This is a genomic window from Streptomyces sp. NPDC059740 (assembly GCF_042733155.1).
Taxonomy (GTDB): Bacteria; Actinomycetota; Actinomycetes; order Streptomycetales; family Streptomycetaceae; genus Streptomyces.
The window spans coordinates 2,861-20,807 of the sequence record NZ_JBHWGP010000049.1 but is presented as its reverse complement, the minus strand read 5'-3'; the positions used below and the strand labels follow the sequence as shown (position 1 = coordinate 20,807).

Annotated in this window: 13 protein-coding genes and 2 pseudogenes; 10 read left to right on the top strand and 5 right to left on the bottom strand. The window is 73.9% G+C overall.

The annotated features are described in order from the left end of the window. Positions 1-405 precede the first annotated feature (405 nt). From ACFV3R_RS31520 to ACFV3R_RS31505, 4 genes are all read left to right on the top strand, one after another. Positions 406-1,173 (top strand): IclR family transcriptional regulator, encoded by a 768-nt coding sequence (locus ACFV3R_RS31520; protein WP_385590271.1) that lies wholly within the window; start codon positions 406-408, stop codon positions 1,171-1,173. Between the two features lie 192 nt (positions 1,174-1,365). After that, the gene (locus ACFV3R_RS31515) at positions 1,366-2,922 is read left to right on the top strand and encodes an OPT/YSL family transporter (protein WP_385590269.1); all 1,557 of its coding nucleotides are present in this window, start codon (positions 1,366-1,368) and stop codon (positions 2,920-2,922) included. 94 nt (positions 2,923-3,016) lie between these two features. Beyond that, positions 3,017-4,075 (top strand): hypothetical protein, encoded by a 1,059-nt coding sequence (locus ACFV3R_RS31510; RefSeq protein WP_385590300.1) that lies wholly within the window; start codon positions 3,017-3,019, stop codon positions 4,073-4,075. A 129-nt stretch (positions 4,076-4,204) separates the two neighbouring features. Further along, positions 4,205-5,494, top strand: a complete 1,290-nt coding sequence (locus ACFV3R_RS31505; RefSeq protein ID WP_385590267.1) for an alpha/beta fold hydrolase — start codon at positions 4,205-4,207, stop codon at positions 5,492-5,494. A gap of 350 nt (positions 5,495-5,844) precedes the next feature. Here ACFV3R_RS31505 and ACFV3R_RS31500 read toward each other — a convergent pair. The 4 genes and pseudogenes from ACFV3R_RS31500 to ACFV3R_RS31485 all read right to left on the bottom strand — a co-directional run. Continuing rightward, a pseudogene (locus ACFV3R_RS31500) lies at positions 5,845-5,919 on the bottom strand (hypothetical protein); the annotation flags it as partial. Between the two features lie 244 nt (positions 5,920-6,163). Further along, positions 6,164-6,697: pseudogene (locus ACFV3R_RS31495) on the bottom strand (class I SAM-dependent methyltransferase); the annotation flags it as partial. Then, the gene (locus ACFV3R_RS31490; protein WP_385590265.1) at positions 6,610-6,804 is read right to left on the bottom strand and encodes a hypothetical protein; all 195 of its coding nucleotides are present in this window, start codon (positions 6,802-6,804) and stop codon (positions 6,610-6,612) included. The gene ACFV3R_RS31490 and the pseudogene ACFV3R_RS31495, both read right to left, overlap by 88 nt. 269 nt (positions 6,805-7,073) lie before the next feature. After that, a complete protein-coding gene (locus ACFV3R_RS31485) occupies positions 7,074-8,510 on the bottom strand; it encodes an FG-GAP-like repeat-containing protein (protein ID WP_385590263.1) in 1,437 nt (478 codons plus the stop codon). A gap of 288 nt (positions 8,511-8,798) precedes the next feature. On the opposite strand from ACFV3R_RS31485, the gene ACFV3R_RS31480 reads away from it, so the two are divergent. The 3 genes from ACFV3R_RS31480 (at position 8,799) to ACFV3R_RS31470 (ending at position 12,130) form a co-directional block, all read left to right on the top strand. Further along, complete coding sequence (locus tag ACFV3R_RS31480) at positions 8,799-9,884, top strand: branched-chain amino acid aminotransferase (RefSeq protein WP_385590261.1); 1,086 nt, start codon at positions 8,799-8,801, stop codon at positions 9,882-9,884. Positions 9,885-10,122: 238 nt separating this feature from the next. Next, positions 10,123-10,860, top strand: coding sequence for a FadR/GntR family transcriptional regulator (locus ACFV3R_RS31475; RefSeq protein WP_385590259.1), 738 nt, complete (start codon positions 10,123-10,125; stop codon positions 10,858-10,860). Next, positions 10,853-12,130 (top strand): CynX/NimT family MFS transporter, encoded by a 1,278-nt coding sequence (locus ACFV3R_RS31470; RefSeq protein WP_385590257.1) that lies wholly within the window; start codon positions 10,853-10,855, stop codon positions 12,128-12,130. Before ACFV3R_RS31475 ends, ACFV3R_RS31470 begins: the two co-directional genes overlap by 8 nt. A gap of 217 nt (positions 12,131-12,347) precedes the next feature. Here ACFV3R_RS31470 and ACFV3R_RS31465 read toward each other — a convergent pair whose 3' ends face one another. Beyond that, a complete protein-coding gene (locus tag ACFV3R_RS31465) occupies positions 12,348-13,181 on the bottom strand; it encodes a MurR/RpiR family transcriptional regulator (RefSeq protein WP_385590255.1) in 834 nt (277 codons plus the stop codon). A 291-nt stretch (positions 13,182-13,472) separates the two neighbouring features. Between ACFV3R_RS31465 and ACFV3R_RS31460 the strand changes: the two genes are divergently transcribed. The 3 genes from ACFV3R_RS31460 to ACFV3R_RS31450 are packed head-to-tail and all read left to right on the top strand — an operon-like array spanning position 13,473 to position 17,844. Further along, positions 13,473-14,912 carry a purine-cytosine permease family protein gene (locus tag ACFV3R_RS31460; protein ID WP_385590253.1) on the top strand — a complete coding sequence of 480 codons (1,440 nt, stop codon included), beginning with the start codon at positions 13,473-13,475 and terminating at the stop codon, positions 14,910-14,912. Between the two features lie 56 nt (positions 14,913-14,968). Next, positions 14,969-16,633 (top strand): urocanate hydratase, encoded by a 1,665-nt coding sequence (gene hutU / locus ACFV3R_RS31455; RefSeq protein ID WP_385590298.1) that lies wholly within the window; start codon positions 14,969-14,971, stop codon positions 16,631-16,633. Then, positions 16,630-17,844 (top strand): allantoate amidohydrolase, encoded by a 1,215-nt coding sequence (locus ACFV3R_RS31450; RefSeq protein ID WP_385590251.1) that lies wholly within the window; start codon positions 16,630-16,632, stop codon positions 17,842-17,844. The genes hutU and ACFV3R_RS31450 overlap by 4 nt, the downstream gene beginning before the upstream one ends. Positions 17,845-17,947: the final 103 nt, after the last annotated feature.

Sequence of the window (17,947 nt, the reverse complement as noted above, 5' to 3'; positions counted from 1 at the left end):
CACCGCGACCGTGGTGGCGACGAAGGCCAGGTCGGCCATCGCGAGCTCCTAGATGAGGTTTCGGATCGAACGGTCGACTCGAGGAAAACTCCTCCGTGGCCGGATCCGAGCGCCGTTGACGCGTCCCATACGGCGCACGGCACGCCTTTGACGGGGCTCATACGGGCGGCGGACCTGCGGCGGGTCCGGGAGCGGGCGTCCCGCCGGCCGGGACGCCCGCGTCCGCCACTGCGTCGCGCGCAGGGGAGCCCGTCCCTTGCGGCTCGCGCTTTCCGGCCCTGCGAGGGTCTTGACTCCCCGCGGGCTCGTTGCCCATAGTTCTCGCCGCTGAGCGCAACGTCGTTGCGCTCAGCGCACCGGGCGGCGACCGCACGCCGGGTGGGGAGAGCAGAAGGAGCGGCTGCCATGACCGAGGTGGAGGCCCCGAAAGGGGTGCTACAGAGCGTCGACCGGGCACTGACCGTGCTGCTCTCCTTCACCGAGCGGCGGCCCGAGTGGGGCGTGAGCGAGCTGGCCCGGGAGCAGGGCTGGGACAAGGCCGTGGTGCAGCGGCTGCTCACCACGCTCACCGCCCGGGGTTTCCTGATGTGCGACGAGACGACCCGCCGCTACCGGCTCGGCCCCTCCGTCCCCCGCCTGGCCCGGGTCGGCGAGCACAGCGGCGTGCTGCCGTCCCTGGTACGGCCCCTCCTGGCCCGACTGCTGCGCGAGACCGGGGAAAGCGTCGTGCTGAACGTCCCGCACGGCAGCGGTTACCGCTGTGCCGCCGCCGTGGACGGCACCGGGCCGGTGCGCTACACCGCGATCGTCGGTGCTGTGATCCCCGGCCATGCGGGGGCCTCCGGCCACGCGATCTTCGCCCACCACCCCGAGGCCGAGCAGCGCCAGTTGTTCGGCGCCGGCCCGCTGCAGCGCTTCAACGAGCACACGATCACCGACTTCGAGGCACTCCTGCGGTGCTACGCACGGGTCCGGCAGGAGGGTGTGAGCATCAGCCACGGCGAGTACGACGAGGCCGTCACCGCCGTCGCCGCCCCGGTCTTCCAGGCGGGTGCCGTCGCCGCCTCACTGACCGTCATCGGTCCCTCCCACCGGGTTTCCCGCGCTGCCGGGCACCTCACCGAGCTGGTCCGGGAGGCCGCCGCGGAGGCCGGTACCGCCTTCGGCGGCTGAGGCACCCGCCGTCCGCCCGCTCTTCCGTACCGCAGCCCCGGGGCCGGCCCGTCCTGCCCGGCTCCGCCCTGCCGAAAGGGGTCCTCCGTGTCACCTCACTCCCCCTCCGCCTCCGGTCCCGCAGCGACCCGGGACCCCGCGCACCCCGGCGGGCAGGATTCCGGCGGTCGCCATCCCACGGTCCGCGAGCCCGTGACGTTCGTGCTGCTCGCCGCCCTTTCCGTGGTGGGTGCGGTGATCGGTGCCGACCTCGTCGCCAAACTCGGTATCTCCGCCAACACCTCCGTGGTGGGTGCCCTCTTCGCGATGCTCCTCGGCCGCGTCCCGGTGGCGGGGTTGCGGCGGATGCGGTCCGTGCACCGGCAGAACCTGGCCCAGAGCGCCATTTCCGCGGCCACCTTCGCCTCGGCCAACGTGCTGCTCACCTCGATCGCCGTGCCGTACGTCTTCGGCCGCGGCGACCTGGTGTGGCCGATGCTGGCCGGGTCGTTCGCCGGTCTGCTCATCGACGCGTGGGTGCTCTACCGCTCCTTCGGCTCGCCCTTGCTGCCCGCCGACGCCGCCTGGCCACCCGGCGCCGCGGCCGCCGAGACCATCAGGGCCGGCGACCGGGGCGGCAGGCGGGCCCTGGTGCTCGGCGCGGGCACCCTCGTCGGCCTGGGCGGCACCCTCTTCGGCCTGCCCCTGTCCGCGGCCGGCGTGGCCTTCCTCGGCAACATGTGGGCGCTGCTGATGTTCGGCATCGGCCTGGCCGTCGCCCAGTACGCGCCCGGTCTCCTCGGCACCGACCTGACCGGGGGCTTCATCCCGCACGGTGTGATGGTCGGCGCGGGACTGGTCGCCCTGGGGCAGGCGGTCCACCTGCTGCTGCGGCGCCGCCCGGGGCGTGCCGCCGCCGGCACCACCGCGGTGGACCCCGCCGTACGTCCCACCGTCGACGAGGCGACCCTGCGCCGCACCCTGGTCCGCGGCTACCTGCTCTTCGCCGCCGGGGCCGTCGTGATGGCCGCACTCGGCGGCGTGCTCGGCGACCTGAGCCCCCTGGCCCTGGTGGGCTGGGTCCTGTTCGCCGCGTTCGCCGCGCTCGTCCACGAGCTGATCGTGGGACTGGCGGCGATGCAGTCGGGCTGGTTCCCGTCCTTCGCCGTCACCCTGATCTTCCTGATCGCGGGCCTGCTCGCCGGCGTGCCCTCGGTGCCGCTGGCACTGCTCGTCGGCTACGTCTCCGCCACCGGCCCGGCCTTCGCGGACATGGGGTACGACCTCAAGGCGGGGTGGCTGCTGCGCCGGGAGCACCGCCCGTGGGACGCGTTCGAGCGGGCCGGGCGGCGGGAGCAGTTCCGTGCCGCACTCGTCGGGTTCGCCGCCGCGCTGGTCGTCGTCGCGGTGCTGTGGCACTCCTACTTCCGTCAGGGGCTGATCCCCCCGGTCGCCCGCATCTACGCCGACACCGTCGGACAGGGCCTGGACGCCCCGGGGGTCCTCGGCCATCTGCTGCTGTGGGCGATCCCCGGTGCACTGGTCCAGCTGCTGGGCGGGCCCCGGCGGCAGATGGGCGTGATGCTCGCCACCGGTCTGCTGGTGGCCACCACGAGTGCCTGCTGGTTCGTCCTCGCGGCGCTGCTGGTGCGGGTGGTGGTGCGCAGGTGGCGCGGTGCCCGGGCGGAGGAGGAGCTGAACCTGGTGGGCGCCGGACTCATCGCGGGCAGCTCGCTCGGCGACTCCGCCCAGCTCCTGAAGGCCGGGTGACCCGCCGTGCCGCACACCGCCCGGCCACCGCCGCTCCCCGCGCCACACCGCCCGAAACCACCACCGCACCACCGCACAAGGAGCCCCCGTGGAGATGTTCAGCCGCCTCGAACCGCGCCCCGAGTACCTGGCGTTCGAACTCGCGCTGGCCGCGCGCAAGCTGGTCGAGGAGGTCATGCTGGTCAAGCCGGGTGAGCACGTGGTGCTGACCGGTGACACCAGCAGCGACCGCCGGGTCGTCGACGCCACCGCTGCGGCCGTGGCCGCCGCCGGCGCGCACCCGGTGGTCGTCTGGTCCCAGACGCTGCCCAGCTCCTCGATGGAGCCGCCCCGTCCGGTCGCCGGTGCCATCGCCCACGCCGACGTGTGGATCGAGTTCGCCGTCTCGTACCTGATGCACTCCGACGCCTTCCGCACCGCGATGGCGAACGGCTGCCGCTACACCAACCTGACCGCGATGGACGTCCACATGCTGGTCGCCACCGTCGGCCGGCCCGACTTCCAGGGCGTGATGCGGCTCGGCAAGGCCCTCGTGCGCCTGCTGGAGGCCGCCGAAGAGGTCCGCATCACCTCCCCCAACGGCACCGACCTCGTCGGGCGCAACGGCGGCCGGCCGATCAACCTGCGCGGCAAGCCGGCCGAGAAGCCCGGGGAGACGGTGATGCTCTCCGGCCAGATCTCCTGGAACCCGCTGGAGGAGACGCAGAACGGCGTCCTCGTCTTCGACGGCGCGCTGTGGCCGCCGGACCAGTTGGGCCTGCTGCGCACCCCGGTCCGGCTCACCGTGGAGAACGGCGTCGTCACCGGCGTCGAGGGCGAGCAGGACGCCGAGGTCTTCCGCAACTGGCTGGCCTCCTGGGACGACCCGAACATGTACCGCGTCGCCCACTGGTCGCTGGGCTTCAACCCGGGTGTGCCCGCGCCGACCGGGCGGATCGTCGAGGACGAGCGGGTCTTCGGCTGCGTGGAGCTGGGCATCGGCACCAAGGGCGCCTGGATCGGCGGTGAGCCGTGGGTGGCCGCCGCCCACACCGACGGCTCGATCGTCGGGCCGTCGATCCACCTGGACGGCGAGTGCATCGAGAAGGACGGCCGCTACGTCCACCCCGAGCTGGTCGGCATCTGCCGGGAACTGGGAGTGCAAGGCTACTGAGGTCCGCGGGCCTGCGCCGGAACAGCCGGAGGGGCCCGCCCCGGCCGGGGTGCGACCGCGGCGTCCCGGCCCCGCCGCCGGGGCCCCGGCCCGGTACCGCACCACACCCCACCACCACGGAGAAGCGAGATGACCACCGCCCTCGGAGCCACCTACCGCCACAGCGGTCTGGTCTGCTCCGACCACACCCTCACCGTCCCGCTGGACCACACGCGTCCCGACGGTCCGCAGATCTCCCTGTTCGCCCGGGAGGTCACCGCCGCGGGACAGGAGCACCGGGACCTTCCGCGTCTGCTGTGGCTGCAGGGCGGCCCGGGAGGCCGGGCAGAGCGCCCCGACGCCGCCTCGGCCTGGCTGCGACGCGCGCTGCGGGAGTACCGCGTCGTGCTCCTGGACCAGCGCGGCACCGGCCGGTCCACCCCCGCCGACCGCACCACGCTCGAGGGGCGGACCGACGCCGCGGACCACCTCGCGCACTTCCGGGCCGACGCCATCGTGCGCGACGCCGAGCTGCTGCGCCGGGCGCTCCAGGGCGACCGTCCCTGGAGCGTGCTGGGTCAGAGCTTCGGCGGGTTCTGCGCGCTGACCTACCTCAGCCACGCCCCCGAGGGGCTCGAGCAGGTCTTCGTCACCGGCGGCCTGCCCACCCTCACCGGCCACGCCGACGACGTCTACCGCGCGGCCTACCACCGCGTCCGGGCGCACAACGAGCGGTACTTCGCCCGCTACCCCGGTGATCAGCAGCTCGCCGACGCGGTAGCCGCCCACCTGGCGGAGCACGAGGTGCGGATGCCCTCGGGGGAACGGCTCTCGGTGCGCCGCTTCCAGACCATGGGCATCACCTTCGGCACCACGTCCGGTTTCGACAGCCTGCACTACCTGCTGGAGGGGGCGTTCGTCCACGGACCGCACGGCCCGCGGCTCTCGGACCCGTTCCTGCGCGGCCTGGACGCCACCCTGTCCTTCGCACCGCGCCCGCTCTACGCCGTGCTGCACGAGGCGATCTACGCCCAGGGCGGGCGGCCCACCGCCTGGTCGGCGCAGCGGGTCAGGGCGGAGTTCCCGGAGTTTGACGCCGCGGGCGCAGGTCCACTCCGCTTCACCGGCGAGATGATCTATCCCTGGCAGTTCGAGGAGGACCCGGCGCTGGTCCCGCTGCGTGGCGCCGCCGAGGAGCTGGCGCGGCGCACCGACTGGCCGCCCCTGTACGACCTGGACCGCCTCTCCGCGAACACGGTGCCGGTGGTCGCCGCGGTCTACCACGACGACATGTTCGTCGACCGCGAGCACTCGCTGCGGACCGCCGAGCTGGTACGCGGGCTGCGTCCCTGGATCACCAACGCCCACGCGCACGACGGCGTCCGCGTCGACGCGGCGGTCTTCGACCGGCTGCTGGCGATGGCCCGCGGCGAGGTCTGAGGCGGGGGCGGGGCCCGGCTTGCGGAGGCGGGAGAGGGCGGCCCGCCCTCGTGGCCGGGCCGCCGGGACGGGCGAGTCCACGGCCGACGCCCTGTCCGGCTGGGGGCCGGCGAGGAGCGCCGGGTCCCGCCCTGGGTGCTCACCCCTGTTGCGTGCTCACTCCAGGTCGGCCAGGAGGCCGTCGAGGGCCTTGCCGTGACGGAGCGGCGTTCGCGGACGGCGGGCAGGGGGATCACCCGCACCAGCGGGGCCTCGGTGGCCAGGGTCCGGCGCAGGTCGTCGTTGCCGACGCCGGCCATCACGTTGACCACGGTACGGTCGGCGTCCACCCGCAGGCCGGCGAGTGCTGCGTGCCGGTCCTGACGGCGTACGGCGACGATCACCAGCTCGGAGCGGTCCACCACCTCCTGGTTGTCGGCGCACACCCGCACCCTCTCGAAGCGCGAGGCCAGTTCCGCGGCCGTACGCCCCCCCGGGGCGGGAGGAACATCTCCGGTGAGGCGTCGGGCTCCTGGCACAGGCCGGTCACCAGGGCCCGGCCGATCTCCCCCACTCCGATGACGCCGATGCGCCTCACGTGTCCACCTCTCCCGGCCTGGTCGCAACCGGCCGATGCCGGTTCCGAGCTGTTGTGGCGTACCTGTGCGGGCCGTGCCCGGCGGGCCGCGGTCAGCCGTCGTGGCGCATCAGCAGACGGCCCTGGCGGAAGCGTTCCCCCTCGACCGGCTCACGCAGCATCCGGCCGATCTCGGTGAAGCCCTCGCTGCCGGCCAGCTTCGCGAGGTCGTCCACCGGCCAGCGGTAGGCCGGCGTCACCTTGTGGTCGAAGACCGTCACCGGCTCGCCGCCGGACTCGAAGAAGGCGAGCAGGAGGTGGCCGCCGGGTGCGAGCACCCGCCGGAACTCGGCGAGATAGGCGGGCAGTTCCTGCGGCGGGGCGTGGATGACCGAGTACCAGGAGACGATGCCGTCCAGCTCGTCGTCAGCCAGGTCCAGGGCGGTCATGGATCCGACCTCGAAGCGCAGGTCCGGGTGGTTCGCGCGGGCGATGTCGATCATCGCCGGGGACAGGTCGACGCCGAGGACGTCCAGCCCGAGGTCCCGCAGGTGGGCGGTCACCGCCCCGGGACCGCAGCCCAGTTCGGCGACAGGACGAGTTCCGGCGGCCCCGCGAGCTCGGCGAAGGCGGCGAGCAGCGCGCGGTCCAGGGGCAGTGCGGCGAGCGCGTCGCGGAAGAGCTCGTCGTAGAGCACGGCGACGGCGTCGTAGGCGTCCGCCGTCACGAGAAGGTGCGAGGAGGAGTCAGTCACGGTCAGGGAGACTAGAGGTTTCCCCCGACTTCCCACCGAGCGGGGGCCGTTCGCCGGTCGGGGTACGGCTCCCGCCCCGCCCGCCGGCCTGCGCCGGTGCGGTGGTGCCGGTGCGGCACGCGGCAGGGCCGGCGGGTGGGCGGGCCGGGCGTCCGCCCGCTTCGCTGCGGGCGGACGGCGGCGCTCGCCGGGCCGGGCGTCGGTGTCCGCAACCCGGTGGCGACGGGTGCCCGCCACCTCGTGCGGGCCTCGGACCGGCCGCGGGTGGCTCAGTCCTCCTGGGTGCCGGCCACCGCCGCACCGAACCGCGCCTGCACCCACGGGTACTTGAAGGTGTCGGGGCCGAAGAGGATGGAGCCCTTGGGGGTGATTCCGTCGGCGCTCCCGTAGAGCATGCTCACGCCGCCCTTCTCGTCGTGCTTGCCGGGGACGCCCACCGCGAGGTCGGCGGTGCCGTCGCCGTTGTAGTCGGCGGGGGCGACCGCGGAGCCGAAGAGGTCGCCGCCCTCGGCCACGCCGGACACCCCGTCGGTGTCCAGGGAGACGGTCCGCTTCGAGGCCGGGTCCAGCCAGTCGGTGCCGCCGGAGACGACGGTGAGCGCTCCGGCGCTGTTGATGCCGTCGCTGTCGCCGGCGAAGGTGTCGGCGACCACGAGGTCGTCGTGGCCGTCGCCGTCGACGTCGGCGAGCTGGGTGGCGGTGCCGCTGAGGAGGGGGGCCTGCCACACCACGGGCGAGGCGGTGTCCAGGCCGCCGGTCGCGCCGGGCAGGATGCGCAGCTTGTAGTCGTCGGGGCCGTCCTCGAAGCTGGTGTCCAGGAGCACGTCGTCCTTGCCGTCGCCGTTCACGTCCCCGACGACGGTCCGGTAGCCGGCGAACGGCAGCCCGACGCTCTTGCCCAGCAGGGTCGCCCTGAGCCCGGTCGAGGAACCGGGCAGGACGGCCAGCGTCCCCTCGTCGGCCGGGTCGTCGTCGTAGCCGACGGTGACCAGGTCGGCGTACCCGTCGCCGTTGACGTCACCACTGCGCACGGACTCCAGGCCCGCCGAACCCACCGGCGGGGTGAGCGAGGTGATCTTCGGCGTGGCGGTGTCCCGCAGGTTGGCGGCGCCCTTCACCACGTCGGCCTTGGAGCCGTCGACCACCGCGAGGTCGTCGCGTCCGTCGTGGTCGAAGTCGCCGAGGGCGATGCGGTCCCCGAAGTGGCGGCCGGCGGTGGGCTTGGGGGCGTGGAAGGCGATGGCGTGGTCGGAGAGCCCGGACGCCGAGCCGAAGACGACGGTGACGGAGCCGGCGGCCTTGACGTCGCCTATGGACTCGCCCGGCGCCGAGACGACCAGGTCGGTGTGGCCGTCGCCGTCCATGTCGCCGGTGGCGACGGTCTGCCCGAAGGCGTCGCCCGCCTCCGGGGTTCCGGGCACGCCGGTGTGTGCCTGGGTGAGGCCCTGGTGCCGGTCCATGTCGACGCCTGTTGTGGAGCCGAAGGTGAGGGCGACGTAGCCGGCCTTCGCGTGGTCCTTGACGGTGGCTCCCGGGGCCCCGACGAGCAGGTCGGCGTAACCGTCCCCGTCCACGTCCTGGTGGGTGGGCGCGGACCCGGCGGGGCTCGACGGCGCGGGAGCGGCGGCGGCGGCGAAGCCCGACGCCGGCCCGGCGAGCGTGGCGGCGGCGACGACGGCGACGGCCGCCCGAAGACCTCTGTTCATCTGGTGTTCTCCCTCTCCCCCTGGCGTGGCGGCGGCCCAGGTGGTCCGCAGCGTGACGGGTGAAGGACGCGGGCGGGCCGGGTGTCGGTTGCATCCTGAACGCATCCGGGCCGGTCCCGGTCGGGCCGGACCGGACGAGGGGTCAGGTGCGGGACAACGGCGCCGGGTTGCGCCCGGTCGGCGTCCGGGACCGGCCAACCTGCGGAAACGCGAGCATTAGCATGACGAGGAAGCCCTGCCGGGCGATGCTCGTCCGCGACGGGGGCCGCTTCGGCTGAGGATGTGGCGATGAGTACCGATTTTCCCCTGACCCGGACGACCGGCGCGGTGCCGGATCGCGAGCGTGAGCAGATCCTGGCCGACCCGGGCTTCGGCCGGCACTTCACCGACCACATGGCGCGTGCCACCTGGACGCCCCGGGACGGCTGGCACGGTCACGAGGTCGTGCCGCTGCAGCCGTACACGCTCCACCCCAGTGCCGCGGTCCTCCACTACGGCCAGGAGGTCTTCGAGGGCCTGAAGGCCTACCGGCACGCGGACGGCAGTGTCTGGCTCTTCCGTCCCGAGGCGAACGCCCGCCGGTTCGCGCGGTCGGCGGAGCGCCTGGCGCTGCCCGCGCTCCCCGAGGAGGACTTCCTGCGGAGCGTGGCGGAACTGGTCCGGGCGGACGAGGCCTGGGTGCCGGGTGCCGCGGACGAGAAGAGCCTGTACCTGCGGCCGTTCATGTTCGCCTCCGAGGCGTTCCTCGGGGTGCGGCCGGCGGCCGAGGTCGCCTACGCCGTGATCGCCAGCCCCGCCGGGCCGTACTTCGCCTCGGGCGTCACCGGCGTCACGCTGTGGGTGACGGAGACCTACAGCCGCTCGGCGAAGGGCGGTACGGGCGCCGCCAAGTGCGGGGGGAACTACGCGGCGAGCCTGGCGGCCCAGATCGAGGCCGAGAGACACGGCTGCGACCAGGTGATGTACCTGGACAGTGCCGGCGAGGGCACCCTGGAGGAGTCGGGCACGATGAACCTGTGCCTGGTCACCGCCGACCGGCAGCTCCTCACCCCGGCGCTCGGCACGATCCTCGCCGGCGTGACCCGCGACACCATCCTGACGCTGGCCGCGGAGCACGACCTCACGCCGGTGGAGCGGACGGTGACGCTGGCGGAGCTGCGCGAGGGTGCCGCGTCCGGCGAGGTGACCGAGGTGTTCGCGGCGGGCACGGCCGCGGTCGTGACGCCGATCACCGGCTTCAAGGGCGCGGGCTACGAGTTCACCGTCGGCGACGGGAAGCCGGGGCAGGAGACCACCCAGCTCCGCGACCACGTCCTGGACATCCAGTACGGCCGGGCCGAGGACAGGCACGGCTGGCTCCGGCGCGTGCTCTGATCCGTTTCTGCCGGGCGCCCGCACCGCGCCCGGCAGCCCGGGGCGCCTCCCCCGTCGCCGTGCGGGGCAGGCGTCCGCGTCCGCCCGCGCACGACGGCCGCGGGCGGACCACCGCTCCCCCCACCCGAGGACCTCGCCCTCAGGCCCGGCAGACGGCCGCCCGGCTTGACCGGCACAAACATGGGATGTTCCCATCACCGGGTGAATGAGTCCGTGAAGACCGCCTGAGGAGCCACCGATGCCGTTGCGGAACACCCCCCGCACCAGCCTGGTCGACCTGGTCATCGGGCAGATGGAGACGCTGATCGGGGACGGCGAGTGGCCGGTCGGGTCGAAGATCCCCGCCGAGCCGGTGCTGGTCGAGCAGCTCGATGTCGGGCGCAACACCGTCCGCGAGGCCGTCCGCGCCCTGGTGCACACCGGCATGCTGGAGCCCCGGCAGGGCGACGGCACCTACGTGCGCGCCGACAGCGACTTCGGGGCCGCCGTGCAGCGTCGACTGCGCCGGGCGGCAGGGCTGGAGGCGTACGAGGTCCGTGCTTCGCTGGAGCGGGACGCCGCGCGGTACGCCGCCGAGCGCCGCACCGAGGAGGACCTGTGCGCCCTTCGCGCCGCGCTGAGCGAGCGCGACCGCACCTGGGAGTCGGGGGACGTCGCCGCGTTCATCGACGCCGACATGGCCTTCCACCGCACGGTGGCCGCCGCAGCCCACAACCAGGTGCTCGCCGAGCTCTACGAGCACTTCAGCCGCGCGCTGCGCACCGCCCTCGAAGCCGTGGTGGGCCGGCCCTTCCCCGACTCCGTACGCCACCAGTTCGACGCGCACCTCGCGATCGTCGACGCCATCGAGGCGCGCGACGCCGAGGCGGCCGAGCGCCACGCGCTGGCCCACCTGTCCGAGGCCGTGGACGCCCTGCGCGGCGCCGGGCCGGACGACGCCTCCCCCCAGCACCACTCAGGAGCCCCGCATGCCTGACGAGACACCGGCGACCCTCGCGGCGCCGCGTCCGGGCGCCACCGGTCCCGCCCCGGCGGGCACACCGGGGCGCCCACCCGGTACGGCCACCGGCCGCAGCGCCCTCTTCACCGGGGTCGGGGTGATCCTGCTGGCGCTCAACCTGCGGCCCGCGCTCGTCGCCGTCTCCCCGCTCGCCGACACCATCCGCGAGGACAGCGGCATGTCGGCGGCGGCCACCAGCCTGCTCACCACGCTGCCGCTGCTCTGCTTCGGGCTGCTGGCACCCGTCGCGCCCCGCCTGGGGCGGCGGCTGGGGACGGAACGGTCGCTGCTGCTGACCATGGTGGCGATCTGCGCCGGTACCGTCCTGCGGCTGCTGGACTCCGTCGTGGCGCTGTTCGCGGGCACCGTCGTGGTGGGCGCCGGGATAGCCGTGGCCAACGTCCTGCTCCCCGGTCTGATCAAACGGGACTTCGCGGGGCGGGCGGGGCTCATGACGGGCCTGTACTCGATGTCCCTCTTCGGCGGTGCCGCGCTCGCGGCGGGCGTCACGGTGCCGGTGCAGCACGCGGCCGGCATGACCTGGCAGGCGACGCTGGCCTGCTGGGGCGGGCTCGCGGTGGTGGCGGCCCTGGTGTGGCTGCCGCAGCTGCGGTCCCGGACGGGGGTGCCCGCGGACACCGTGCGGCAGGCGGCGCACCCCGTGCGGGGGCTGTGGCGTTCGCCGTTGGCCTGGCAGGTCACCGCCTACATGGGTTTGCAGTCGCTGAGCTACTACGCGGCGACCGCCTGGGTGCCGACCCTGCTCGGCGACTCCGGGGTGGCGGCGGGCCAGGCCGGGTGGCTGCTCTCCTTCTCCTCCCTGCTGGGCATCGCGGGGTCCTTCCTGGCGCCGGTGCTGGTGGGGCGCAGGCTGCGGTCCGGGACGCTCGCACTGGTCGGGGCGGTGCTGTGCGCCGCGGGACTGGTGGGGCTGCTGCTGGCTCCGGCGGCGGGCGCCTACGCGTGGATGGCGCTGCTCGGACTGGGCCAGGGCGCGGCCATCTCGCTCGCCCTCCTCTTCATCGTGCAGCGCTCGCCGGACACCCGTCACACGGCGCAGCTCTCCAGCATGGCCCAGTGCTTCGGGTACGTGCTGGCCGCCGCCGGGCCCGCGGTGCTCGGTGCGGTGCACGACGCCTCGGGGAGCTGGGTGGCGCCGGTCGTCGTCCTGCTGGTGCTGCTGGTACCGCAGGTGGCCGCGGCCCTGGGGGCTGCCCGGGACCGCCACGTCGCCGGGACCGGGTGAGCGCAGGGGCCGCCCGCGGGCCGGGCGTCGCCGCAGCGGTCGAGGGCCGGGCACCGCGGGTGTCCGGCCCTCCCGCACGTCCCGCGCCGGTCCACCGCCACGCGCCGGCGGCAGGCTCCGCCCACGCACTGCCTGCGCGGCCACCGGGTTCGACAGGGAGGGTCCACTGGCGCCGGCGTGGGGCGCAGTCCGGCGCCGGCACCCACCGGCGCGCCCCTCACTCCGCGAACAGCCCCCGCGCCGCCGCCCGCACGTCGAACTCCTCCAACCGCGCCTGGGCCTGCGGCAGGTGGTCGCACATCGCCTCCAGCAGCACCCGGCCCAGCAGCATCGGGCCGCAGGCGGTGTCGAACGCGAGGCCGGTGCCGACGGCTGCGGGCAGCAGCAGGTCGGAGTGGCGGGCGACGGGGGCCAGGACGGAGTCGGCGACGGTGACGACGGTCAGTCCCTGCGCCTGGGCGTGTGCGAGGGCGTCGACCACCTCGCGGGGGTGGCGGGGCAGGGCGAAGCAGAGCAGGGCGGTCGCCCCGGCGCGCACCGCGTTGTCGATGCGGTCGCTGAGCATGGTGCCGCCCTCGTCCAGCAGCCTGACGTCGCTGTGGACCTTGGCCGCGAAGTAGGCGAAGCCGAAGGCCTGGGAGGCGGCTGCGCGCAGGCCGAGGACGGGCAGCGGGGACGAGGCGGCGAGCAGCCGGCCGGCCTCCGTCACCGGCCCGGGGTCGGCGAGCGCCTCGGCCAGCCGGCGGAGGTTCTCCACCTCGCCCGCCACCGCCTGCTGGTACTCGTTGACCGTGGCGTCGGTCGCCGTCTCCTCGGGGGCGACGTCCCGCAGGTGGCGGCGGAGCGCCGGGTAGCCGTCGAAGCCGAGCGCGACGGCGAAGCGGGTCACCGAGGGCTGGCTCACACCGGCCAGCTCCGCGAGTTCGACGCTGGACATGAAGGGGACGGTCGACGCGCTGCGCACCATGCTGTGGGCGATGCGGCGTTGCGTCGGCGTGAGCCGGTGCCCCTCGAACAGGTCCTGGAGCCGGGCCGCCGGACTGTTGCTCATCGCTGGTCCCTCCTCGCGGGACTGCGGCCCGCCGTACCACCACGGTGTGCTCATCCTGCCCCGGGCGTCCCCGGGCATCACCGGCGGGGCCCTCGCCCGGGGGAGGTCGTTCACCCCAGGGTATTGCAATCCATTCAAGAAACAATAACCCTGCATATGCATATGCAGTGCGGTCACCCGGGGTGCGCCCTGCCGCCCCCGGCACCCGGCCGCCGACGTCGGCGGCCCACTGCCCACGTTCGAGGAACACGCGCCGGAGCCCGCAGGCCGCCCGGCAGGACGGAGCACGCCATGCCCCAACCCCTGGTAGAACAACGCTCCATCGACGTGGTACCGGACGAGGAACGCCACGGGACGGCCTTCTCGCAGTTCACGCTCTGGCTGGGAGCGAACCTCCAGATCACCACCCTGGTCACCGGTTCGCTGGCGGTGGTCTTCGGCGGTGACGTGGTCTGGTCCGTGGTGGGCCTGCTGCTCGGCAACCTCGTCGGCGGCGGGGTGATGGCCCTGCACTCGGCACAGGGGCCCCGGCTGGGACTGCCGCAGATGATCTCCTCACGGGCGCAGTTCGGGGTCCGCGGCGCGGCCGTCCCACTGGCGCTGACGGTGGTGATGTACATCGGCTTCTTCGCGAGCGGCTCGGTGCTGGCGGGGCAGGCCGTCGGCAAGCTCACCCACCTCGGGCCGGTTCCGGGCATCGTACTGTTCGCGCTGGTCACCGCGGTGACGGCGGCCGTGGGCTACCGGGTGATCCATGTGCTCGGGCGCTTCGCGAGCGTCGTCGGCGCGCTCACCTTCGTCTACCTCGGCGCGCGGCTGCTGCACCGGATCGACCTGCCGCAGGTCCTGCACCAGCACCACCACTTCGCCCTGCCGTCCTTCCTCCTGGCGGTGTCGCTCTCGGCCTCCTGGCAGCTGGCGTTCGGCCCCTACGTCGCCGACTACTCGCGCTACCTGCCGCGGACCACCTCGCCCCGCTCCACCTTCTGCTGGACGCTGGCGGGCACGGCGCTGGGCGCGCAGTGGTCGATGACCTTCGGCGTCCTGGTGGCGGCCACGGCGGGCGCCGCGTTCGTGGACGACCAGGTCGGCTACGTCGTGTCGCTGGGCGGCACCGGGGCCGCCGCCTCGCTGCTGTACCTCGTCATCGCGCTGGGCAAGCTGACGATCAACGTGCTCAACACCTACGGCGGCTTCATGTCGGTCGTCACCGGGGTCAGCGGCTTCCGCGGGCAGCGGACGCTGGGGAGCCGGGGCCGGGCCCTGTACGTGGCCGCCATCATGGTGCTGGGCACGGGGCTCGCGCTGCTGGGCCGCAACTCCTTCCTCGACTCCTTCGCCGACTTCCTCCTCTTCCTGCTGGCCTTCTTCACGCCGTGGTCGGCGATCAACCTGGTGGACTACTACCTGATCTCCAGGGAGCGGTACGACCTGCCGGCCCTCACCGACCCGGCCGGGCGGTACGGCGCCTGGCGACCGGGGGCGCTGGTCGTCTACGTGGTGGGGCTCCTGACCCAACTCCCCTTCCTCTCCACCAGCTTCTACACCGGTCCGCTGGTGGGGCCGCTCGGCGGCGCGGACGTCTCCTGGCTCGTGGGGCTGGTGGTGCCGGCCGCGCTGTATGTGGTGGTCGGAGGGCGCCGGGCACGCCGGCTGCCGCCGCTGCCGGAGGCCGGCCACGCCGCTCCGGCCCCTTCGGCGGCGACACGGGCCGAGTCACCCATTGACTAGATCTCATTCAAAGTGTGAGCATCTGAATGGATACTGAATACCGACTGGAGGCGACGATGTCAGGAGCAAGGCCGGTACGGGCACCCCGCGGCAGCGAGCTCACGGCGCTGGGTTGGCCGCAGGAAGCCGCTCTGCGCATGCTGCAGAACAACCTCGACCCCGAGGTCGCCGAGCACCCCGACGACCTCGTCGTCTACGGCGGCACCGGGCGGGCGGCCCGCGACTGGCGCTCCTTCGACGCCATGCTCCGCACGCTGCGCACCCTGAAGCAGGACGAGACCATGCTCGTCCAGTCCGGCCGCCCGGTCGGTGTGATGCAGACCCACGAGTGGGCGCCGCGGGTACTGATCGCCAACTCCAACCTGGTCGGCGACTGGGCCAACTGGGAGGAGTTCCGCCGGCTGGAGCAGCTCGGTCTGACCATGTACGGGCAGATGACCGCCGGGTCGTGGATCTACATCGGCACCCAGGGCATCCTCCAGGGCACCTACGAGACCTTCGCCGCGGTCGCCGCCAAGCGGTTCGACGGCACCCTGGCCGGCACCATCACCCTCACCGCGGGCCTGGGCGGCATGGGCGGCGCCCAGCCGCTGGCCGTGACGATGAACGACGGCGTGGCGATCTGCATCGACTGCGACCCCCGCGCCATCGAGCGCCGCATCGAGCACCGCTACCTCGACGTCCGCGCCGACAGCCTCGAACACGCCCTCACCCTCGCCACCGAGGCGCGCGACGCCCGCCGGCCGCTCTCCATCGGCCTGCTCGGCAACGCCGCCGAACTCCTGCCGCGGATGCTCGCCGAGGGCGCGCCGATCGACATCGTCACCGACCAGACCTCCGCCCACGACCCGCTGGCCTACCTGCCGGCCGGCGTGGCCTTCGAGGACATGGCCTCCTACGCCAAGGAGAAGCCGGCCGAGTTCACCGACCGGGCGCGGGAGTCGATGGCCCGCCACGTGGAGGCCATGGTCGGCTTCAAGGACGCCGGCGCCGAGGTCTTCGACTACGGCAACTCCATCCGCGGTGAGGCCAGACTCGCCGGCTACCAGCGCGCCTTCGACTTCCCCGGCTTCGTGCCCGCCTACATCCGGCCGCTGTTCTGCGAGGGCAAGGGCCCCTTCCGCTGGGCGGCGCTCTCCGGCGACCCGGCCGACATCCACCGCACCGACAAGGCCGTCCTGGACCTCTTCCCGGAGAACGAGTCACTGGCCCGGTGGATCAGGATGGCGGGCGAGCGCGTCCACTTCCAGGGCCTGCCGGCCCGCATCTGCTGGCTCGGGCAGGGGGAACGCGCCCTGGCCGGTGAGCGGTTCAACGACATGGTGGCCTCCGGCGAGCTCACCGCGCCCGTGGTGATCGGCCGCGACCACCTCGACACCGGATCGGTGGCCTCCCCCTACCGGGAGACCGAGGCGATGCGCGACGGCTCGGACGCGATCGCCGACTGGCCGCTGCTCAACGCCATGATCAACACCGCCTCGGGTGCCACCTGGGTCTCCCTCCACCACGGCGGCGGCGTCGGCATGGGCCGTTCGATCCACGCCGGGCAGGTCAGCGTCGCCGACGGCACACCGCTGGCCGGCGAGAAGATCCGGCGGGTCCTGACCAACGACCCGGGCATGGGCGTCATCCGCCACGTCGACGCCGGCTACGAGATCGCCGAGCGCACCGCGGCCGAGCAGGGCGTCCGCATCCCGATGCAGGAGGGTGACCAGCGTTGAGTGCCGCCTCCTTCCACGAGATGTGGACCCAGCTGCGGCCGGTGGGGCGGGACGGCGACAGCGGCGGTTACCACCGCCACGCCTGGACCGGGGCGGACGCCGACTGCCGCGACTGGTTCCGCGCCCAGGCTGCCGACCGGGGCATGACCTGCGAGACCGACCGCAACGGCAACCAGTGGGCGCACCTGGGCGACCCGGCGGCCGGCGACGCCGTCGCGATCGGCTCCCACCTGGACTCGGTACCCGGCGGTGGCGCCTTCGACGGGCCGCTCGGCGTGGTCTCCTCCTTCGCCGCGATCGACGAACTCCGCAGCAGGGGGGCGAAGTTCAGCCGTCCGGTGAGCGTCGCCAACTTCTCCGACGAGGAGGGTGCCCGCTTCGGCCTGGCCTGCGTCGGCTCCCGCCTCGCCGCCGGGGCCCTGACGCCCGACGCGGCCCGCGCGCTGCGCGACGCCGACGGCACCACCCTGGCCACCGCGATGGAACGCGCCGGCCAGGACCCGGAGGCGATCGGCCCCGACCCCGAACGCCTCGCCCGCATCGGCGCCTTCGTCGAGCTCCACATCGAGCAGGGCAGGGCGCTCGACCTCACCGGTGACGCGGTGGGGGTGGCCTCGGCGATCTGGCCGCACGGCCGCTGGCGCTTCGACTTCCACGGCGAGGCCAACCACGCCGGCACCACGCGCCTGGCCGACCGCCGGGACCCGATGCTCGCCTACGCCGCGACCGTGCTGGCCGCACGGCGCGAGGCGGCTGCCGCGGGGGCGCTGGCCACCTTCGGCAAGGTCGCCGTCGAACCGAACGGCGTCAACGCGATCCCCTCCCTGGTCCGCGGCTGGCTCGACTCGCGCGCCGCCGACCAGGAGACCCTGGACTCCCTGGTGGCTGCCGTCGAACACGCGGCGCGCGAGGGGGCGGCGCTGGAGGGCACCCGCGTGGACGTCGTGCGCGAGTCCTTCACCCCGGAGGTCGCCTTCGGCGCGGGGCTCCGCGACACCCTGGTGGAACTGCTCGGCGGCTCCGCCCCGGTGCTGCCCACCGGTGCCGGGCACGACGCGGGCATCCTCTCCGGCACCCTGCCCACCGCGATGCTCTTCGTCCGCAACCCCACCGGCGTCTCCCACTCGCCGGCCGAGAACGCCGCGGAGGACGACTGCACGGCGGGGGTCACCGCACTCGTCGACGTACTCGAAGGGCTGGCCTGCGCATGAGCGAGAACCGTGAAGCGGCGACCGGCTCCCCCCCCCCCGGGCCGGGCGCCCCCACCCGGCCCCCCCACAGGCAAGATAAAACGTGGCTGGGGGAGGAGGTGGT

Coding starts and splice junctions, on each gene's coding strand:
- ACFV3R_RS31520 (WP_385590271.1), top strand. CDS start 406: ATGACCGAGGTGGAGGCCCCGAAAGGGGTGCTACAGAGCGTCGACCGG.
- ACFV3R_RS31510 (WP_385590300.1), top strand. CDS start 3,017: ATGTTCAGCCGCCTCGAACCGCGCCCCGAGTACCTGGCGTTCGAACTC.
- ACFV3R_RS31505 (WP_385590267.1), top strand. CDS start 4,205: ATGACCACCGCCCTCGGAGCCACCTACCGCCACAGCGGTCTGGTCTGC.
- ACFV3R_RS31485 (WP_385590263.1), bottom strand. CDS start 8,510: ATGAACAGAGGTCTTCGGGCGGCCGTCGCCGTCGTCGCCGCCGCCACG.
- ACFV3R_RS31480 (WP_385590261.1), top strand. CDS start 8,799: ATGAGTACCGATTTTCCCCTGACCCGGACGACCGGCGCGGTGCCGGAT.
- ACFV3R_RS31475 (WP_385590259.1), top strand. CDS start 10,123: ATGCCGTTGCGGAACACCCCCCGCACCAGCCTGGTCGACCTGGTCATC.
- ACFV3R_RS31470 (WP_385590257.1), top strand. CDS start 10,853: ATGCCTGACGAGACACCGGCGACCCTCGCGGCGCCGCGTCCGGGCGCC.
- ACFV3R_RS31465 (WP_385590255.1), bottom strand. CDS start 13,181: ATGAGCAACAGTCCGGCGGCCCGGCTCCAGGACCTGTTCGAGGGGCAC.
- ACFV3R_RS31460 (WP_385590253.1), top strand. CDS start 13,473: ATGCCCCAACCCCTGGTAGAACAACGCTCCATCGACGTGGTACCGGAC.
- hutU (WP_385590298.1), top strand. CDS start 14,969: ATGTCAGGAGCAAGGCCGGTACGGGCACCCCGCGGCAGCGAGCTCACG.